This window comes from Nisaea sp. (assembly GCF_017640745.1).
Lineage (GTDB): Bacteria > Pseudomonadota > Alphaproteobacteria > Thalassobaculales > Thalassobaculaceae > Nisaea.
Genome location: NZ_JAEPQA010000016.1, coordinates 82,873 through 99,899, shown reverse-complemented (window position 1 = coordinate 99,899; position 17,027 = coordinate 82,873). Strand labels below are relative to the sequence as shown.

The 17,027-nt window shown below is 65.6% G+C and carries 19 protein-coding genes; 6 read left to right on the top strand and 13 right to left on the bottom strand.

The window, feature by feature from the left end; genetic code table 11:
- Nucleotides 1-9: 9 nt before the first annotated feature.
- The 8 genes from JJ959_RS12840 to JJ959_RS12805 are packed head-to-tail and all read right to left on the bottom strand — an operon-like array spanning nucleotide 10 to nucleotide 8,773.
- Nucleotides 10-1,233 (bottom strand): phosphopentomutase, encoded by a 1,224-nt coding sequence (locus JJ959_RS12840; RefSeq protein ID WP_292884161.1) that lies wholly within the window; start codon nucleotides 1,231-1,233, stop codon nucleotides 10-12.
- Entirely contained in the window at nucleotides 1,230-2,546 is a 1,317-nt protein-coding gene (deoA, locus tag JJ959_RS12835) for a thymidine phosphorylase (RefSeq protein WP_292884160.1), read from the bottom strand. Before deoA ends, JJ959_RS12840 begins: the two co-directional genes overlap by 4 nt.
- 9 nt (nucleotides 2,547-2,555) lie before the next feature.
- Nucleotides 2,556-3,284, bottom strand: a complete 729-nt coding sequence (gene deoC, locus JJ959_RS12830) for a deoxyribose-phosphate aldolase (RefSeq protein ID WP_292884159.1) — start codon at nucleotides 3,282-3,284, stop codon at nucleotides 2,556-2,558.
- On the bottom strand, nucleotides 3,277-4,101 hold the full coding sequence (locus tag JJ959_RS12825; RefSeq protein ID WP_292884158.1) for a purine-nucleoside phosphorylase: 825 nt from the start codon (nucleotides 4,099-4,101) through the stop codon (nucleotides 3,277-3,279). The genes deoC and JJ959_RS12825 overlap by 8 nt, the downstream gene beginning before the upstream one ends.
- Nucleotides 4,098-5,075 (bottom strand): ABC transporter permease, encoded by a 978-nt coding sequence (locus JJ959_RS12820; protein WP_292884157.1) that lies wholly within the window; start codon nucleotides 5,073-5,075, stop codon nucleotides 4,098-4,100. The genes JJ959_RS12825 and JJ959_RS12820 overlap by 4 nt, the downstream gene beginning before the upstream one ends.
- Nucleotides 5,076-5,084: 9 nt before the next feature.
- The gene (locus JJ959_RS12815) at nucleotides 5,085-6,191 is read right to left on the bottom strand and encodes an ABC transporter permease (protein ID WP_292884156.1); all 1,107 of its coding nucleotides are present in this window, start codon (nucleotides 6,189-6,191) and stop codon (nucleotides 5,085-5,087) included.
- Nucleotides 6,188-7,759, bottom strand: coding sequence for an ABC transporter ATP-binding protein (locus JJ959_RS12810; RefSeq protein WP_292884155.1), 1,572 nt, complete (start codon nucleotides 7,757-7,759; stop codon nucleotides 6,188-6,190). The genes JJ959_RS12815 and JJ959_RS12810 overlap by 4 nt, the downstream gene beginning before the upstream one ends.
- Nucleotides 7,760-7,780: 21 nt before the next feature.
- A complete protein-coding gene (locus JJ959_RS12805; protein ID WP_292884154.1) occupies nucleotides 7,781-8,773 on the bottom strand; it encodes a BMP family ABC transporter substrate-binding protein in 993 nt (330 codons plus the stop codon).
- A gap of 155 nt (nucleotides 8,774-8,928) precedes the next feature.
- Between JJ959_RS12805 and JJ959_RS12800 the strand changes: the two genes are divergently transcribed.
- Together JJ959_RS12800 and JJ959_RS12795 are read left to right on the top strand one after the other, a co-directional pair.
- Nucleotides 8,929-9,270, top strand: coding sequence for a DUF1491 family protein (locus JJ959_RS12800; RefSeq protein ID WP_292884153.1), 342 nt, complete (start codon nucleotides 8,929-8,931; stop codon nucleotides 9,268-9,270).
- A 128-nt stretch (nucleotides 9,271-9,398) separates the two neighbouring features.
- Nucleotides 9,399-10,070 carry a cupin domain-containing protein gene (locus tag JJ959_RS12795; protein WP_292884152.1) on the top strand — a complete coding sequence of 224 codons (672 nt, stop codon included), beginning with the start codon at nucleotides 9,399-9,401 and terminating at the stop codon, nucleotides 10,068-10,070.
- 6 nt (nucleotides 10,071-10,076) lie between these two features.
- Here the strand turns inward: JJ959_RS12795 and JJ959_RS12790 are convergent, their stop codons facing one another.
- The 3 genes from JJ959_RS12790 to JJ959_RS12780 are packed head-to-tail and all read right to left on the bottom strand — an operon-like array spanning nucleotide 10,077 to nucleotide 12,640.
- On the bottom strand, nucleotides 10,077-10,541 hold the full coding sequence (locus JJ959_RS12790) for a peptidylprolyl isomerase (RefSeq protein ID WP_292884151.1): 465 nt from the start codon (nucleotides 10,539-10,541) through the stop codon (nucleotides 10,077-10,079).
- A gap of 51 nt (nucleotides 10,542-10,592) precedes the next feature.
- A complete protein-coding gene (locus JJ959_RS12785; RefSeq protein WP_292884150.1) occupies nucleotides 10,593-11,123 on the bottom strand; it encodes a peptidylprolyl isomerase in 531 nt (176 codons plus the stop codon).
- A 47-nt stretch (nucleotides 11,124-11,170) separates the two neighbouring features.
- On the bottom strand, nucleotides 11,171-12,640 hold the full coding sequence (locus JJ959_RS12780) for a cobyric acid synthase (RefSeq protein ID WP_292884149.1): 1,470 nt from the start codon (nucleotides 12,638-12,640) through the stop codon (nucleotides 11,171-11,173).
- 323 nt (nucleotides 12,641-12,963) lie between these two features.
- Here JJ959_RS12780 and JJ959_RS12775 point away from each other — a divergent pair, with 323 nt between their 5' ends.
- Nucleotides 12,964-13,191, top strand: a complete 228-nt coding sequence (locus tag JJ959_RS12775; protein ID WP_366817045.1) for a (2Fe-2S)-binding protein — start codon at nucleotides 12,964-12,966, stop codon at nucleotides 13,189-13,191.
- A gap of 129 nt (nucleotides 13,192-13,320) precedes the next feature.
- Entirely contained in the window at nucleotides 13,321-13,803 is a 483-nt protein-coding gene (gene bfr, locus JJ959_RS12770) for a bacterioferritin (protein ID WP_292884147.1), read from the top strand.
- A 69-nt stretch (nucleotides 13,804-13,872) separates the two neighbouring features.
- Here the strand turns inward: bfr and JJ959_RS12765 are convergent, their stop codons facing one another.
- Both JJ959_RS12765 and JJ959_RS12760 read right to left on the bottom strand, forming a co-directional pair.
- On the bottom strand, nucleotides 13,873-14,355 hold the full coding sequence (locus tag JJ959_RS12765) for a hypothetical protein (RefSeq protein ID WP_292884146.1): 483 nt from the start codon (nucleotides 14,353-14,355) through the stop codon (nucleotides 13,873-13,875).
- 81 nt (nucleotides 14,356-14,436) lie between these two features.
- Entirely contained in the window at nucleotides 14,437-15,669 is a 1,233-nt protein-coding gene (locus JJ959_RS12760; protein ID WP_292884145.1) for a nucleotide disphospho-sugar-binding domain-containing protein, read from the bottom strand.
- An 81-nt stretch (nucleotides 15,670-15,750) separates the two neighbouring features.
- On the opposite strand from JJ959_RS12760, the gene JJ959_RS12755 reads away from it, so the two are divergent.
- Nucleotides 15,751-16,680 carry a VOC family protein gene (locus JJ959_RS12755; protein WP_292884144.1) on the top strand — a complete coding sequence of 310 codons (930 nt, stop codon included), beginning with the start codon at nucleotides 15,751-15,753 and terminating at the stop codon, nucleotides 16,678-16,680.
- A gap of 46 nt (nucleotides 16,681-16,726) precedes the next feature.
- On the top strand, nucleotides 16,727-17,020 hold the full coding sequence (locus JJ959_RS12750) for a hypothetical protein (protein WP_292884143.1): 294 nt from the start codon (nucleotides 16,727-16,729) through the stop codon (nucleotides 17,018-17,020).
- The last annotated feature ends 7 nt before the right edge of the window (nucleotides 17,021-17,027 follow it).

The following is a 17,027-nucleotide window of genomic DNA, read 5'->3' as shown; positions in this document are numbered from 1 at the left end:
CCGTCCTCCTCAGGCTGCCGGCGCGAATGCGCGGCCGTGCGGCATGTCGCTGATCCCGAGATGCCGGGCCAGAGTTTGACCTACATCAGAGAAACTTGAAAGGTGTCCGACCGGACCGCCGGGACGCGCCCCGCCGAGGATGAGGACCGGGATGTTCTCGCGCGTGTGGTCGCTTCCCGGCCAGGTCGGGTCGCAGCCGTGATCGGCGGTGATGATCGCTAGGTCGCCCGGACCGAGCAGGGCCTCGAATTCGGGCAGCCTCCGGTCGAAATGTTCCAGCGCGGCGGCATAGCCCGCCGGATCGCGGCGGTGGCCGTAATGAACGTCGAAATCGACGAAGTTCACCACGATGAGCGCGTTCTTGCCGGCCGTCCGAGTCTCTGCAAGCAGCAGGTCGAACATCGCATCGTTGTCCGGCGCCTTCACCTCGCGGCCGGTGCCGTCATGGGCGAAGATATCGCCGATCTTGCCGACGGAGATCACTTGCCCGCCCCGATCCGCATGGCGGCGCAGCAGCGTCGGCTCGGGCGGCAGGACCGAGTAGTCGCGCCGGTTCGCCGTCCGCTTGAAGGTCTCCGGCGTCTCTCCGACGAAAGGACGGGCGATGACCCGGCCGATATTGAGCGGATCGACCAGTTCGCGCGCCGTCTCGCAGAGCTTCAGCAGCCGGTCGAGGCCGAAATGCTCCTCGTGCGCGGCGATCTGCAGCACGCTGTCGGCCGAGGTGTAGACGATGGGTTTGCCGGTGCGGATATGTTCCTCGCCCAGTTCCTCGATGATCACGGTGCCGCTCGCATGGCGGTCGCCGAGCCAGCCGGGCAGGTTGCCGGCCTCGACCAGTTGTTCCATCAGCTCGCGCGGAAAACAGGGTTCCGTCATCGGGAAATAGCCCCAGTCGAAACTGACCGGCACGCCGCAAAGCTCCCAGTGCCCGCTCGGCGTGTCCTTGCCGTTGCTGGTCTCGGAGGCGTAGCCCCAGGCCGCATCGTCAGGGGCCTTGGTGAGACCGGGCGGAAGCCGTCCCGTGCTCGCCTCCGAGGCGTTCCCGAGACCGAGCCGGCAGAGATTGGGCAGATGCAGCGGCCCGCTCCGCTCCGCATTGTCGCCGCGTCCGGCGGCGCAGGCCTCCGCGATATGGCCTACCGTGTCCGACCCTGTGTCCCCGAAGGCGGCGGCGTCCGGAGCGCCGCCGATGCCGACGGAATCGAGCACGATGAGGAAGGCGCGTTTCATGCGGTCACCGTCTCAAGGATCACGGGACCGGGCGCCTTCGCCTTGCCGACGGTCTTGAAGGCCTGTCTCAACGTCTCTGCCGCGCGTTCCGCGTCGGCGGCGCTCCGTGCGTGGACGAGGGCAAGCGGATGCTCCGGCCCGACATCCTCGCCGAGCCCGGCGATCTCGGTCAGGCCGACCGAGTGATCGATATTGTCTTCGGCCCGGCGCCGGCCGCCGCCGAGTTCGACCACGGCGAGGCCGACCTGACGTGTATCGATGCTTGTCACGGTGCCGGGCCTGTCCGGCAGCACGGCGGCGGTATGGGGCGCGGTCTTCAGGGCCGAGGTCTCGCGCAGCAAATGTGTCGGCCCGCCAAGGCCGGAGACCATGCGCTCGAAGCGTTCCGCCGCGGCGCCGGAAGCGAGGGTGCCGAGCAGGGTGGTGCGGGCGCTCTCCCGGTCCTTGGCGAGGCCGCCGGTCACCAGCATCTCCGCGCCGAGGGCGATAACCACCTCATGCAGACGCTCGTCCCGGCGCTCGCCGGTCAGATAGTCGATGACCTCCCGGATCTCGAGCGCGTTGCCGGCGCTGTGGCCGAGCACCTGGTTCATGTCGGTGATCAGGGCCGTCGTCGGCAGCCCGGCGCCGTTCGCGACGTCGACGATGGAGCGGGCAAGGGCGCGGGATCCTTCGAGGTCGGCCATGAAGGCGCCGGAGCCGGTCTTCACGTCCATCGCGAGGCCCTGCAGGCCGGCTGCCAGCTTTTTCGAGAGGATCGAGGCGGTGATCAGCGGGATCGATTCCACTGTCGCGGTGACATCCCGGACGGCGTAGAAACGCCGGTCGGCGGGTGCAAGGTCCTCGGTCTGCCCGATGATGGCGCATCCGGCCTGGGCGACCACCTGGCGGAAGCGCTTCACCGTCGGCGCGGTATCGTAGCCCTTGATAGAATCGAGCTTGTCCAGAGTGCCGCCGGTATGGCCGAGCCCACGGCCGGAGATCATCGGCACGAAGCCACCCGCCGCCGCGACCATCGGCGCCAGCATGATGCTGACCTTGTCGCCGACGCCGCCGGTCGAATGCTTGTCCAGCACCGGACCGCCGAGATCACTCGCGTCCCATTCCAGCACGTTGCCGCTGTCCCGCATCGCCAGCGTCAGCGCGACGGTCTCCTCCGTCTCCATGCCGTTGAGGAACGCGGCCATCCCGAAAGCGGCGATCTGTGCCGGGCTCGCCTCGTCCTTCGCCATGCGCTCGACGAAGAGAGCGATCTCTTCGCTGGAGAGCGTCTTGCCGTCGCGCTTCTTGCGGATGATTTCCTGCGTCAGCATGCCGTGGCCCTATCGTCCCGCGTCGAGGGTCGCGAGCAACGCGTCGAGCAGGCTGCTGGCGCCGAAACGGAAGGTCTCCGGTGTCGCCCAGTCGGGACCCATGATCTTGTCGGCGAGACGAAGATAGGCGGCGGCCTGCGCCGTGGTGCGGATCCCGCCGGAAGGCTTCAGACCGACCGGCTTTCCGCTCTCCCGAATCGCTTCCAGCATGATGTGGGCCGCTTCGAGCGTCGCGGAGATCCGCGTCTTGCCGGTCGAGGTCTTGATGAAATCCGCGCCGGCCGCAATGGCGTCGCGCGAGGAGCCGGCGATGGCGGATGCGGTCTGCAGCCGGCCTGTCTCGAGGATGACCTTAAGATGCGCCTTGTCGCCGCATTCCGCCTTGCAGGCCGCGACCAGATCGCCGGCGGCCTTGCGGTTGCCGTTCAGCCAGGCCTCGTAGGGCCAGACCACGTCGACCTCGTCTGCACCGTCGCGCACGCACTGGTGCGTGGTCTCGACCGCGGCCGCGATGTCGGGGCGCCCGTGCGGGAAGTTCGCGACGGTCGCGACCCGGATCCCGGTGCCCTCCAGCGCCGTCTTCGCCTGGGCGACGAAGCGCGGCCAGATGCAGACCGCCGCGACCTTGCCCCGTGGCGTCTCCGCCTTGTTCAGCAGGGCTGCGACGATGTCCGGACAGTCGTCCTCCCCGAGGCTCGTCAGGTCGAGCATGGAGAGGGCGCGCGCGGCATCAGTCATGTATCGGATCCTTCAGGAATTGCAGCAGCAGCTTGGTCATGGCCTCGGCGATCGTCGCCCCCTGCGCCAGGGTATGCGCGTGATCGAGAACCTCGTTCGCGACCATGCCCGCACCGAAATTGGTTATACCGGAAATTGCGGCAACCTTGAGGCCCGCATGGCGGGCGGCCAGGACTTCCGGCACCGTCGACATGCCGACGGCGTCGGCGCCGAGAATGCGGAAGGCGCGGATTTCCGCCGGGGTCTCGAAGTTCGGGCCGAGGGCCCAGAGATAGACGCCTTCGTGCAGGGTGACACCTTCCGCTTCCGCGCTGCGCCGGAGCGCGGCATGCAGCGAGGTGTCGTAGGCCGTCGTCATGTCGAAGAAGCGCGGACCGAGAGAGGCGTCGTTCGGACCGGTCAGCGGATTGGCGCCGGACCAGTTGATATGGTCGGTCAGCATCATCAGGCTGCCCGGCGCCATCTCCTCGCGGAGGCTGCCCGCGGCGTTGGTCAGGACCAGGGTCTCGACCCCGAGCGCTTCCATCGCCCGGACCGGCAGCACCACGTCGGAGAGCGGGTGCCCCTCGTAGGCATGTGCCCGGCCCTGCAGGACGAAGACCTTGCGGCCGGAGAGCGTGCCGTGCACGAGGTGTCCGTGATGGCCGTCGACGCTCGGTTTCGGAAAGCCGGGGATTTCGGCGAAGGAGACGCTGGCCGCGTCCTCCACCGCGTCGGCGACGGAACCGAGCCCGCTGCCCAGCACCAGGGCGATCGCCGCGTCCCGGCCGGGGAGCGCTTTGCGGATCGCAACGGCCGCATCGTAATAAGGGGTCACGTCCGCTCCTTCACATAGGGGGTGCCGCTGGCCTTCGGTGCCACCGCCTTGCCGATGAAGCCGGCGAGCAGAACCACGGTCAGGATATAGGGGAGCGCCTGGATTAGCTGAACCGGGAAGACGCCGATCACCGGGATCTCGACACCCTGCAGGCGCACGGCGAGGGCGTCGAGGAAGCCGAAGAGCAGGCAGGCGAAGAGCGCCGGAACCGGCTTCCACTTGCCGAAGATCATTGCCGCCAGCGCCATGTAGCCCTTGCCCGCCGTCATGTCGCGCACGAAGGCGGCGGAATGGGCGGTGGAGAGATAGGCGCCGGCAATACCGCAGAGCAGGCCGGCAATCGCCATCGCGCTGTAGCGGAGGCCCGTGACGCTGATGCCGGCGGTATCGACCGCGGCGGGGTTCTCGCCGACCGCGCGCAGGCGCAGGCCGAAACGGGTGCGATAGACCACCCACCAGGTAAGCGGAACCATCGCGAGCGCGAGATAGACGAGGAAATTGTGGCCGCTGATCACCTCGGCATAGAAGGTGCCGAGGACCGGAATGCTGCGTGCGGCCTCGGCAAGAGGCAGCGCGTGCTCGGTGAAGCGGAACTCGGCGTCCAGCGTCGGCGTGCGGCCGCCCTGGTGGAACCAGGCGATGCCGAGCACGACGGTGAGGCCCGAGGCGATGACGTTGATCGCGACCCCGCTGACCACCTGGTTGCCGCGGTGGGTGATGCAGGCGAAGCCGTGCAGCAGCGCGAGCGCGACCGAGACAAGGATCGCGACCAGTAGCCCGGCCCAGGCCGACCCGGTTGCCGCTGCCGTCGCGGCGGCGGCGAAGGCGGCCGCGAGCATCTTGCCCTCGAGGCCTATATCGATGACGCCGGAGCGTTCGGCGAAGAGTCCTGCCATGGCGGCGAGGATCAGCGGCGTCGCGACCCTGAGCGTTGCGTCGAGGGTCAGCAGGACGAGGAGATAGGCTTCTTCCATTTCGCCCTCCTAACCCTTCGCCGCGGCGAGACGGCCGACCAGCCGCGCCACCATCGGGTTGAACATGTAGGCGAGCGCGCCGGAGAAGAGGATGATCAGGCCCTGGATCACCACCACCATGTCGCGGGTGATCTGCTCGAATTCGAAATCGAGCTCCGCCCCGCCCTGATAGAGCGCGCCGAAGAGCAGGCTGGCGAGGACGATCCCGACGGGGTGGTTGCGGCCCATCAGGGAGACGGCGATGCCGGTGAAGCCGTAGCCTGCGGTGAAGTTCAGCAGCAGCTTGTGCTGCACGCCCATGATCTCGTTGATCCCGACCATGCCGGCGAGCGCGCCGGAGAGCGCCATGGTCCAGAACACGGTCTTCTTCGGGTCGATCCCGGCATAGATCGCCGCCGTCTCGTTCCGCCCGACCGTGCGGATCGCGTACCCCCAGCGCGTGCGCCAGATGAAGAGGGTCACCAGCAGGGCGGCGACCAGCGCGATCAGGAAGGAGAAATTCAGCGGTGAGCGGGAGATGTCGATCCCGAGAGCGGCGAAGATCTCGTGCCCCTGCGGCAACCAGGCGCTTTCGGCGAATTCCCGGCTTTCCGGCGACATCTGGCCGGGCTTGATCAGCACGTTCACCATCAGATGCACCATCAGCGCCGAGGCGATGAAGTTGAACATGATGGTGGTGATCACGATATGGCTGCCGCGATAGGCCTGCAGCCATCCGGGCACCGCGGCCCAAGCCCCGCCGAACAGGGCGGCGGCGAGAATGGCCAGCGGCAGGAGACCGTACCAGGGAAGCCAGCCGTCGAGCGCGAGGATCAGCAGCCCGACTCCGAGCCCGCCGATATAGGCCTGGCCTTCGCCGCCGATATTGAACAGGCCGGCATGGAAGGCGATCGCGACGGCGAGTCCTGTGAAGATGAAATTGGTCGTGTAGTAGAGCGTGTAGCCGATCGCCTCGTCATAGCCGAAGGCACCGTAGAGCATCACTTCCAGCGCCTTCACCGGATCCTCGCCGACGGCGAGGATGACGAGGGCGGAGACCAGCAGGGCGGCCAGGATGTTCAGCGCCGGGATGACGCCGATATCGATCCAGCGCGGCAGTTTGACCGGTTGGCTCATGCGACCTCGTCTTCGGGAATGTCCGCCATCATCAGGCCGATGCGGCGCGGATCCGCCCCGGCAGCGTCCATCTCGCCGACGATGCGGCCGGCGGACATGACGAGGATCCGGTCGGAGAGCGACATGATCTCGTCGAGCTCGACGGAGACGAGCAGGACCGCTGCGCCCCGGTCGCGCATCTGGACCAATGTGTTGTGAATGAACTCGATGGCGCCGATATCGACGCCGCGGGTCGGCTGACCCACCAGAAGCAGCTTCGGCTGCGTCTCCAGCTCGCGCGCCAGCACGATCTTCTGCTGGTTGCCGCCGGAGAACATGGCGGCGGTCAGCTCGGGATTCGGCGGGCGGACGTCGTAGCGCTCCATCTCGGCCGTGCAGTCGGCGATCGCGGCCTCCCGGTCGAGCAGCAGGCCGCGATTGAAGGCGGGCCAGTCGTGATGGCCGAGAATGTGGTTCTCGTGGGCGGAGAAGGCGGTGACAAGGCCCATGTGGTGCCGGTCCTCCGGCACATGGGCGATGCCGAGCCGGCGCGCCTCGTGCGGGTCGAGCGGGGTGTCGTGCCCAACGGTCCGGGCGCCGCCGACATTGAAAGACCCGTCCGAGATCCGCTGGATACCTGCGAGCGCCTGCAGCAGCTCGCTCTGGCCGTTGCCGGCAACCCCGGCAATGCCGACGATCTCGCCGGCGCGGACCTGGAAGGAGGCGCTCTTCACGCGCTCGACGCCGCGGCTATCGGTGACGGTCAATCCCTCGACCGCGAGCACCGTTTGCTTCGGTTCGGCCGGTTTCTTGTCGACGCGCAGCAGGACCTTGCGGCCGACCATGAGCTCGGCGAGCTCCTCGGCGCTGGTCTTGGATGTGGTCCGGTGCGCGACCATCTCGCCCCGGCGCATCACCGAGACGCTGTCGGTCGCCGCCAGGATTTCGCGCAGCTTGTGGGTGATCAGGATGATGGTGACGCCGCGCGCCTTCAGCGCGGCGAGAATTTCGAACAGCCGGTCGGCCTCCTGCGGTGTCAGCACGCCGGTCGGCTCGTCCAGCACGAGGATGCGGGCGCCGCGGACCAGTGCCTTCAGGATTTCGACACGCTGCTGCTGGCCGACCGAGAGATCCGAGATCAGCTCGTCCGGATCGACGGTGAGGCCGTAATCGTTCGAGAGGCGAGCGAGTTCCTTCCGCGTCGCCTGCTGCCCCGCTTCCAAGAGCGCGCCGCCCTCGGAGCCGAGCATCACGTTGTCGAGCACGCTCATGGTTTCCACCAGCATGAAATGCTGATGCACCATGCCGATGCCGAGATCGATCGCGGCCCGACTGGACTCGATGGTCACGCTCTTCCCGTCGACCAGGATCTCTCCCGCATCGGCCTGGTAGAAGCCGTAGAGGATCGACATCAGGGTCGACTTGCCGGCGCCGTTCTCGCCGACGATGCCGTGGATCGTTCCCGGCATGACCCTGAAGGTCACGTCGCGGTTCGCCTGAACCGGCCCGAAGCTTTTCGAGATGCCCCTCAACTCGATGGCGGGCGGCTTGCCGCCGCCCGCCACGGGCCGAATGTTATCGGATGTCATGCTGTGTCTGGGCGCGTGCCGTCAGTACGGGCAGGTATTGTCGGCCATGTAGTCATGGACCTTGATTTCGCCCGACTTGATGCCGGCTTCCGCCTGGGCGACGAGCGCCTTCATCTCGTCGGTGATGAGCGCCTGGTTGTGCTCGTCCAGCGCCCAGCCGACGCCGTTCTCGCCGAGACCGAGGACGTTGAGCCCCGGCTTCAGCTCGCCCTTGCTGCCGGCCATGAAGACGTTGTAGGCGGCGATGTCGACGCGTTTGAGCATCGAGGTCAGCATGGTGCCCGGATGCAGGTAGTTCTGGTTGCTGTCGACGCCGATGGCGAGCTTCTTGGCATCGTCCGCCGCCTGCAGCACGCCGAGGCCGGTGGAACCGGCGGCAGCGAAGACCACGTCGGAGCCGCGGTCGAACTGGCTGCGCGCGAGTTCGGCGCCTTTGGTCGGGTCGTTCCAGGCGGCCGGCGTGCTTCCGGTCATGTTCTGGATCACCTTGATGTCCTCGTTCGCCCAGAGGGCGCCGCCGACATAACCGCAGGCGAAGCGGCGGATCAGCGGAATGTCCATCCCGCCGACGAAGCTGATGGTGCCGGTCTTCGAGGCCTTGGCGGCAAGCACGCCGACCAGGAACGAGCCTTCATGCTCGTTGAAGACGATGGACTGCACGTTCGGCACGTCCACCACGCTGTCGATGATGGCAAAGCTGAGATCCGGGAATTCCTTGGCGACCTTCTCGATCGCCGGTCCCTGGGCGAAGCCGACGCCGAGGATCGGGTTGGCGCCGCGCCGCGCCATGCGGCGGATCGCCTGCTCGCGCTGGGTCTCGTTGGTGACCTCGAACTCGAGATAGCTGGTGCCGGTTTCCTTCTTGAAACGTTCGGCCCCTTCGTAGACGCCCTCATTGAAGCTCTTGTCGAATTTGCCGCCCATGTCGAAGACGACGGCCGGCTTGAATTCCGCGGCTTCGGCGGCGGTGCCGAGACCGATCGCGGCGATTGCCGCCAGTACCCACTGTTTCATTTTTTGCCATCCCTGTTTATTGAGGTCCGTCGGACCCGTTCACGGACTGCATTCCGTGGCGACAGTCTAAGAAAGAAAGACAACGGAGTCCTGAGTCTTTTACCAATTGGTCGAAGCGCGCACCGCTCTCTCGCGTGCCCGCGGCGGAGTACCCGATGAGCGCACCGCGCCTCAAGTCGAAATTGCTGGTCCAGGCCGGTCTCAGGCAGTGCATGGCACTCGGAATCATGGCGACGGTGGTGCGCTCTGGCGACGACGATGCCGGCGCCGTCTATCTGAAGATCAACCGCCTCGGTCCCGGCTTCACAATACTGGCACTCGCCCGTGAGATGGACGGCAGCCTCGCCTGGCTTTCGCGCACCGGCGATGCGCCGGTCCCGGAAAAGGAGGCCGATGCGGTGCTGGAGCGCGAGCGCCGAATCGATCCGGATATCTGGGTGCTTGAGATCGAGGACCGGGAAGGGCGCAATCCGCTCGAAGGTGCATTGTTCCTCTAGGGCCGGGGGGTGTAGACCCGGTTGCCGAACGGAACCCGTTCGGCTCCGGAACGGCCCCCGATATTGTAATTTTGCTTTCGGCCCATACCTCTGGACCGTCTGAAACAGTGCGGAGAGGGTCTGCCCCGATGGAGATCAACGCCGATTTCTCGCGCTTCGTCGCGACCGACAGCAACCAGCTGCCCTGGGTTCCGTCGCCGATGCCCGGCGTGGACCGGCGGATGCTGGACCGGATCGGGGACGAAGTGGCGCGGGCGACGACGATCGTGCGCTACGCGGCGGACAGCAAGTTCTCCGCCCACACCCACGGCGGCGGCGAGGAGTTTCTCGTGCTCGACGGCACTTTCTCCGACGAGCATGGCGATTACGGGCCGGGCATGTATGTCCGCAATCCGGTCGGCTCCAGCCATTCGCCCTTCACCCGCGCGGGCTGCACGATCTTCGTGAAGCTCTGGCAGATGCGGGAAGAGGATCAGGAGTTCGTGCGGATCGACACGCGCGCGCCGGACGCGCGCTGGGAAGAGGGGGCGGCCGACGGGATCGCCGTGCTGCCGCTCTTTGATGCGGAGGACGAGCATGTCTACCTCACCCGCTACGAAGCGGGCACGGAGCAGCCGCCCTTCGAGATGCCGGGCGGCGGAGAGTTTCTTGTGCTGGAAGGTGCAGTCGAAAGCGGCGGCATGCGCCACGAGACCGGGAGCTGGCTGCGCTTTCCGAAGGGTGCGCGCGCCGCGTTCAGCGCGCCGGAGAAGGCGCTGATCTGGACCAAGACCGGCCATCTGGCCGGTCTTGGCTCCTGAAAGTAGTTATTCGGCGTCGGCCGCGACCTGGACCTTGACCATCTTGTCCGGGTCGACCGGCGGCTCGCCGCGCTTGATCATGTCGACATATTCCATGCCTTCGACCACCTCGCCCCAGACGGTGTACTGACCATCGAGGAAGCGCGCGTCCTTGAAGCAGATGAAAAACTGGCTGTCGGCGCTGTTCGGGTTCTGCGCCCGGGCCGCACCAACGGTGCCGCGCCGGAACGGGGCGTCGGAGAATTCCGCGTCCAGCTTCTGACCGGAGCCGCCCATGCCGGAGCCGGTCGGATCGCCGGTCTGCGCCATGAAGCCGTCGATCACCCGGTGGAAGACGATGCCGTCATAGAAGCCTTCGCGGGCGAGTTCCTTCACCCGCGCGACATGCTTCGGCGCCAGATCCGGTTTCAGTTCGACGACCACGCGGCCGTGGTCGAGGTCGATATAGAGTTGGTTTTCCTGATCGCTCACGTTTCGATCCTTTTTCTTTTCCGTGTTCGGGTCTGAGAGACTTGAGCCGGTTTACTTGACGTCCGCGGCGACGCGCAGCGCGACGATGTGATCTGGGTTCGCCGGCGGTTCGCCGCGCTTGATCATGTCGACATATTCCATCCCCTTCGAGACCACGCCCCAGACCGTGTACTGGCCGTTGAGGAACTGGCAGTCCTTGAAGCAGATGAACCACTGGCTGTCCGCGCTGTCCGGATTGCGCGCCCGGGCGGCGCCCACGGTGCCGCGCACGAAGGGGGCGTTGGTGAACTCGGCCTTCAGCTTCTGGCCGGAGCCGCCCATGCCGGTGCCGGTCGGGTCGCCGGTCTGCGCCATGAAGCCGTCGATCACGCGGTGGAAGATAATCCCGTCATAGAAATTCTTGCGGGCGAGTTCCTTGATGCGCGCGACATGGTTCGGCGCGAGGTCCGGCCGCAGGGTGATTTCCACCCGGCCATATTCGAGATCGAGGTAAAGGGTGTTTTCGAGGTCCGCCGCGCGCGCCGGTCCGCCAAAGGCGATCGCGGCAAGCAGCACCAGCAGGACGAAGAGACGTCGGGCCATGCAAGCCTCCGTGGTTGAGCACTCCGGCGCACCATAGACGACCGCGCTCAGCGGGCAAGCGAGAAGAGCCGGGCCGTGTCGATATGGCTTTCGAGATGGTCGGCGAGCCGGTCGAGCACGCCGTCGATCTCGACCTCGAAGGAGGTCTCCGCGAAACGCGCCGCACCGAGTTCCGCGAGGAAGGCGCGGCGAAAGCCGTCGGCCGCGAACATGCCATGGACATAGGAACCGGCGATGTGTCCGTCGGGCGAGCGCGCGCCGTCCTCGTGCGGGCCGCTACCGCCGTCGATGACGGCGAACGGACGGGCGCGGCCGGGGCCCTCGGTGCGGCCGATATGGATCTCGTAGCCCGCGATGGCGGTTCCGTCCCCGGTCGTCCCGGTGATCCGGGTCAGTGCCTTTTCCGGCGTCAGCACGGTCTCGACATCGAGCAGGCCGAGACCGTCTGCCGATCCTGCCGGTCCTTCCAGCCCGTCCGGATCGTGCACCCGGCGGCCGAGCATCTGGTAACCGCCACAGATGCCGAGCACCCGGCCGCCGCGGCGGACATGTGCCGCGATGTCCACGTCCCAGCCCTGGGCGCGCAGGTCCTTGAGGTCGCCGATGGTCGATTTGGAGCCGGGGATCAGGACCAGCGCCGCATCGGCTGGAAGCGGACGGCCAGGCTCCACGATATCGACCGTCACCTCCGGTTCGAGCCGCAGCGGGTCGAGATCGTCGAAATTGGCGATCCGGGAGAGCCGTGGCACGGCGATCTTCAGCGGTCCGGCCTCCTCACGCGCCGCATGTTCGAGCGCGACGGCGTCCTCGGCGGGCAGCCTTCGCGCCTCCGGAAAATAGGGAACGACGCCGAGAGAGGGCCAGCCGGTATGGTCCGTGACGATCCGCAATCCCTCGTCGAACAGCGAGACGTCGCCGCGGAACTTGTTGATCAGGAAGGCGGCGATGCGGTCCCGGTCGGCCTCCGGGATCACCTTATGGGTGCCGACCAGCGAGGCAATGACGCCGCCGCGGTCGATGTCGCCGATCAGGACGACAGGGCAGTCGACCGCTTCTGCGAAGCCCATGTTGGCGATGTCGCCCGCGCGGAGATTGACCTCTGCGGGGCTGCCGGCACCCTCGACGAGGATGAGATCGGCATCGGCGCGCAGGCGCTCGAAGCTCTCCCGCACCGCGCCGAGCAGCTCGGGCTTCATCGCCTGGTAGGCGCGGGCCTTTGCATGTCCGCGGACCTTGCCCTGGACCACGACCTGCGCGCCGAGCTCGGATTCCGGTTTCAGCAGCACCGGGTTCATGTCCGTATGCGGCTCGATCCCAGCGGCGCGCGCCTGCAGCGCCTGCGCCCGGCCGATCTCCCCGCCGTCCACTGTGACGGCGGCATTGTTCGACATGTTCTGAGGCTTGAACGGTCGCACGCGAAGACCGTTCCGGGCCGCCAGCCGGCAGAGCCCGGCGACCAGAACGGATTTCCCGACATCGGAGCCGGTTCCCTGGAACATCAGCGTTTTCGCGGTCATGACAAAGGCCTCTTCGCACGCCCCGGCGAGACCCGCCACGCTTTTCGTATTTTGTGCGTTCTGTTTACGAAATGTTCAGGTTTGACGCGTAAAAAGGGTATCAGGCCAGCAGGAATACGCTGGCAAAGTAAAGTTCGAGCCATCCGACTTCGCTCCCTCCCTCTCGGCTCGGACCAGGGCGGCCTCTCGGGGCCGCCCGCTTATTTTGCTTCCTCGAAAATTGGTGAAAACTGGCAGATTCTAGCACTTTTTCGAGTCTGCATTGATATAGAACAAAACCGGTCTTAATTTCCGTATTGACAATCAGTCGCAAGAGTCATCATATGCGAATGACTCTCAATTGCGGAATTCGCACGATGTATGTGTGTCTTTGCAACGGCTTTACAAATCGATGTGTGGATCGCGCGATCGATTCGGGCGCGCGGACCGTGGGGCAGGTCTATCAGAATGTCGGATGCCGTCCGCAATGCGGAACCTGCCGGAACACCATCCGCGAGCAGCTCGCCGCCCGCACCAGCGAAGCCGAGCTCGCCGTGACGGATGCCGTCTAGGTCAGTCGATCTTACCTAAGTCACTGTAATATTGAATGTTATTCGCAATATAGATTTTGCGAAGTCCCTTGGAATTATTCTAAAGAGTGGTATGTTCGCCTCCAGGACACCTATTCTGGAGCAAGGCCGATGAAGGGCGACAAGAAGGTTCTCGAGTTTCTGAACGCTGGTCTGAAGGGCGAACTCACCGCCATCAACCAGTACTTCCTGCACGCCAAGATGCTGCAGGATTGGGGTTTCTCGAAGCTTGGGAAACACGAGTACGACGAGTCCATCGACGAGATGAAGCATGCGGAGAAGCTGATTGCCCGCATCCTCTTCCTCGAAGGCATTCCGAACCTGCAGTATCTCGAGAAGCTGCTGATCGGCGAGGACATCAAGGAGATCTTCGAGGGCGACCTCAAGCTCGAGCATGATGGGATCGCGAACTACAAGGCCGGTATGGCCCATTGCGAGAAGGTCGGCGACTACGTCACCCGCGACCTCTTCCTCGAGATCCTGACTGACGAGGAAGGCCACGTCGATTACATCGAGACGCAGCTCGGGATGATCGAGAAGATGGGCATCCAGAACTACATGCTGCTGCAGTCCGAAGCGAACGAGATGGATTGATCCGGCACGCCGGACCACGACCAGATCGCGAAAGGCATCCCGCTCGCAGGAGTGGGGTGCCTTTTTCGTTTAGGCCTGCATCGCGTCGGCCGGGCGCGTGCTTGTCCGGTAGATGGTTCCGGCAAGATGCAGGGCTGCCTGCGCGGTTGCTGCCGCCCCGGTGGCCTCCATCCACATGCCGAGACGCGATTCGACGAGATCCTGTTGCCGGTGCCGCGCCGCGTTCAGGATCCTCAACAGGACAAGCTCGTCGATGCTGATCGTCGCGGCCGGTGTGGTGGCGATCGCAAGCTCGCGCCGGCTTGCCAGGGTCAGCAGGGTCATCATCCGGTTGAGCGGAGCGAGTGCGGCGACCAGACCGGAGAATTCAAAGGCCTCGAGCAGAGAGCCGGTGGCGCAGCAGCGTTCCTTGTGCGCCCGCATCCATTGCCGCATCGCCCAGAGGATCAGAGCGTCGAATTCCTCGATTGCCGGTTCCGATGCTCCGGCAGAGGCCGATCCGTTTCCCGTGCGCGCCTTCATGGCGCTTACCCCGGTAAGAAGCTGCAGCACGTCCTGTCCCTCCCAGCGTGTGGTCAGGCGACAATATTGATTTTGAGAATGAGTTGCAATTAAATTGTCTTGGGCACTGTGTCAGCCGCCGGAAGAATTCGCCAGAGCCAGCCCGGCTTCGACGATGGTTCTGAGAGCCGTTTCCGCATCGCCGGGATCGATGTTATCCGCCGCTGTGATCGCCGTTGCCGCGAGCTGGCCGTCGCGCGCCATCCGGACGAAGAGCTGCGCCAGCGCCTTGCCTGGAAACTCCTTCTCCGGATTGTGCACGACCTGGATGCCGCCGAGAGTCTCGATCCGGCGTGCGGTCACCAGATGTTCGAGATTCCAGGGGATGATCGCCTGAGGTGTCCCGGCCATGGCACCGGCGACGGCCGTGGAGAGGCCTCCGTGATGCACCAGCAGCCGCGCCTTCGGCATGATCTCGTTGAACGGCAGGGGGCTGGGGCTGACCTGGAAGGTTCCGGTACTTTGCTGTGCCGCCTGCTCGGAGCCCAGACCGCTGATATAGGCCCGGATGTTCAGCTTGCTCTGCTTCAGCGCGTCCATCACCGTCTTGAGGCTCGGGTGGCTGCGCGGCATATAGAAAAAGACCCCGTCTTCCGCGCGCTGCTCCAGCGGAAGCGGGCGGATCCCCGTCGGCATGTTGAAAGGCGGCAGGGTTTCCTCGCTCCGGCTGTCCGCATAGGGATCGACGATCGGCAGGGTGAGCGGGAAGGAGCGGTCGCCGTGGAAGGCGTCGCTCAGGAAATCGAGCTTCGCCTCGCCGCGCAGGCGCAGGACCTTGTTCACCATCTCCAGCAGGCGGGCCTCGTGATCGATCGAGAAGGCCTCGAGCTTGGACTGCCAGGGCCGGATCGGCGGCATCTCGCGCCCGCCCGGCGGCATGGTGTAGCCGTTGCCGATGGTGAGCGAGGGCACGCGTCCCCGGGCGGCGATATTCAGCGTCGGGCTGAAATCCCCGACGACGAGATCCGGCTGCACGGCGGCGAGAAGTCCGCACCAGGCCTCGATACGCGCGGCGAAGCCCAATTCGTTGCCGTAGCCGATCAGGGTCAGCACGTCGGCGAAGGAGTGGGTCGGCACCTGCCGTGCCTTCGGGTCGGTCGGCATGCGCCAGTTCGGGATCGGCAGCAGATGGTAGCCTTCCGGCAGGCGGGCCGTCGACGGGTTCCAGAACGCGTCAGCGCGCTCGTTTTCCTGGAGTGCCAGAAAGATCTCCGCACCCTGTTCGCGGAACGCCCGCGCGATCGGCTTGATCCGATTGATGTGGCCGAGACCGGCGCCGAATTCCCACCCGAATAGAATACGCATGAACCCGTGACTTTTCAGTGCCTTGAATTCTTCGCATAGTGACGCCGCAGATTCGGAAAGCAAGTCGGGAAAGACATCGATATGGAACAGGCGCGCCAATTGCCGGTCGGAGAAGAGATCTTCCTCGATCACATTGCGCATTTCGTCCCGGACATGGCGGAAGCACACCGGGACCTCAACCGGCTCGGCTTCGTGCAGACACCCTACACGGAGCATCGGCACCGGCTCGACGAGAGCTCGGATCCGGTGCCGTCCGGGACGGCCAACCGCTGCATCATGCTGCCGGAAGGCTATATCGAGGTGATCGCCGTCTCCGATGCCACGACGGAACTCGGGCAGCGGACCCAGGGGCAGCTCGACCGCTATGTCGGCCTGCACCTGATCGCCTTCTCCTGCGTCGATCCGGAGAGCGTCCAGGGGCGCCTCACCCTGACCGGCTTCCATCCGCAGCCGCTGGTGCATCTGAAGCGGCCAGTCACGCTGCCGGACGGCGGGGAGGACGAGGCGGCTTTCACCTGCTGCCGCGTCCGCCCGCAGGACATGCCCGAAGGCCGCGTGCAGTACGTCACCCATCTGACCGAGGACATCGTCTGGCAGGACCGCTGGATGCGGCACGGCAACGGGATCATCGCCCTGCGCGACGTGATCATCGGCGCCGAGGTGCTCGACAAGACGGCCGCGCGCTATTGCTGGTTCCTGAACCGGGGCGGGCCAAAGCCGGTGAACCCGCATATCTGGCGCGTTCCGCTCGATCGGGGCGGGGTGGTGATTGCGGACGAGGAAGGGCTGGAGCAGCTTGTTCCGGGCGCGGAACTGCCCGACGAAGGTCCGCTCGTCGCCGGATACGGGCTCCTCTCCGCCGATCTGGCGCAGACGGAGAGCTTCTTCCGCGAGCGTGGCTTCGAACCGGAGCGCGTCGGGCCGTATCTCCGGATGGCGCTTCCGGAGACCCTCGGGGGCACGCTTTTCATCGCCGAGGAGGATGCCGATTTCCCCTGGGCGATCGGATAGAGGCATACTTCAGCCGGCGAGGCCGGGCCCGGAGGAGGAGAGAGCGATGTCGAGAACTTTGGTCGCGACGATAATGAGCGCCACCGGGGATAACCAGGAGGAGTACGTCTTCACGACCGAGGACGACGATATCTGGCAGAAGACACCGCTCAACATCATCCGGGCCTTTGCCGAATATGTCGACGAGAAGGTGTTTCCGAAGGAAATGGTCGATTTCGAGATCAACGCGTCCTTCAAGAACGAGGAACACAAGTGCGTCACGGCCATGGGGCAGATGGTGTTCGAGCGCGGCCGCATTCCCTTCACGCTGATGATCGGCGAGCGCAAGGTGCCGAAATAGGCCCCGC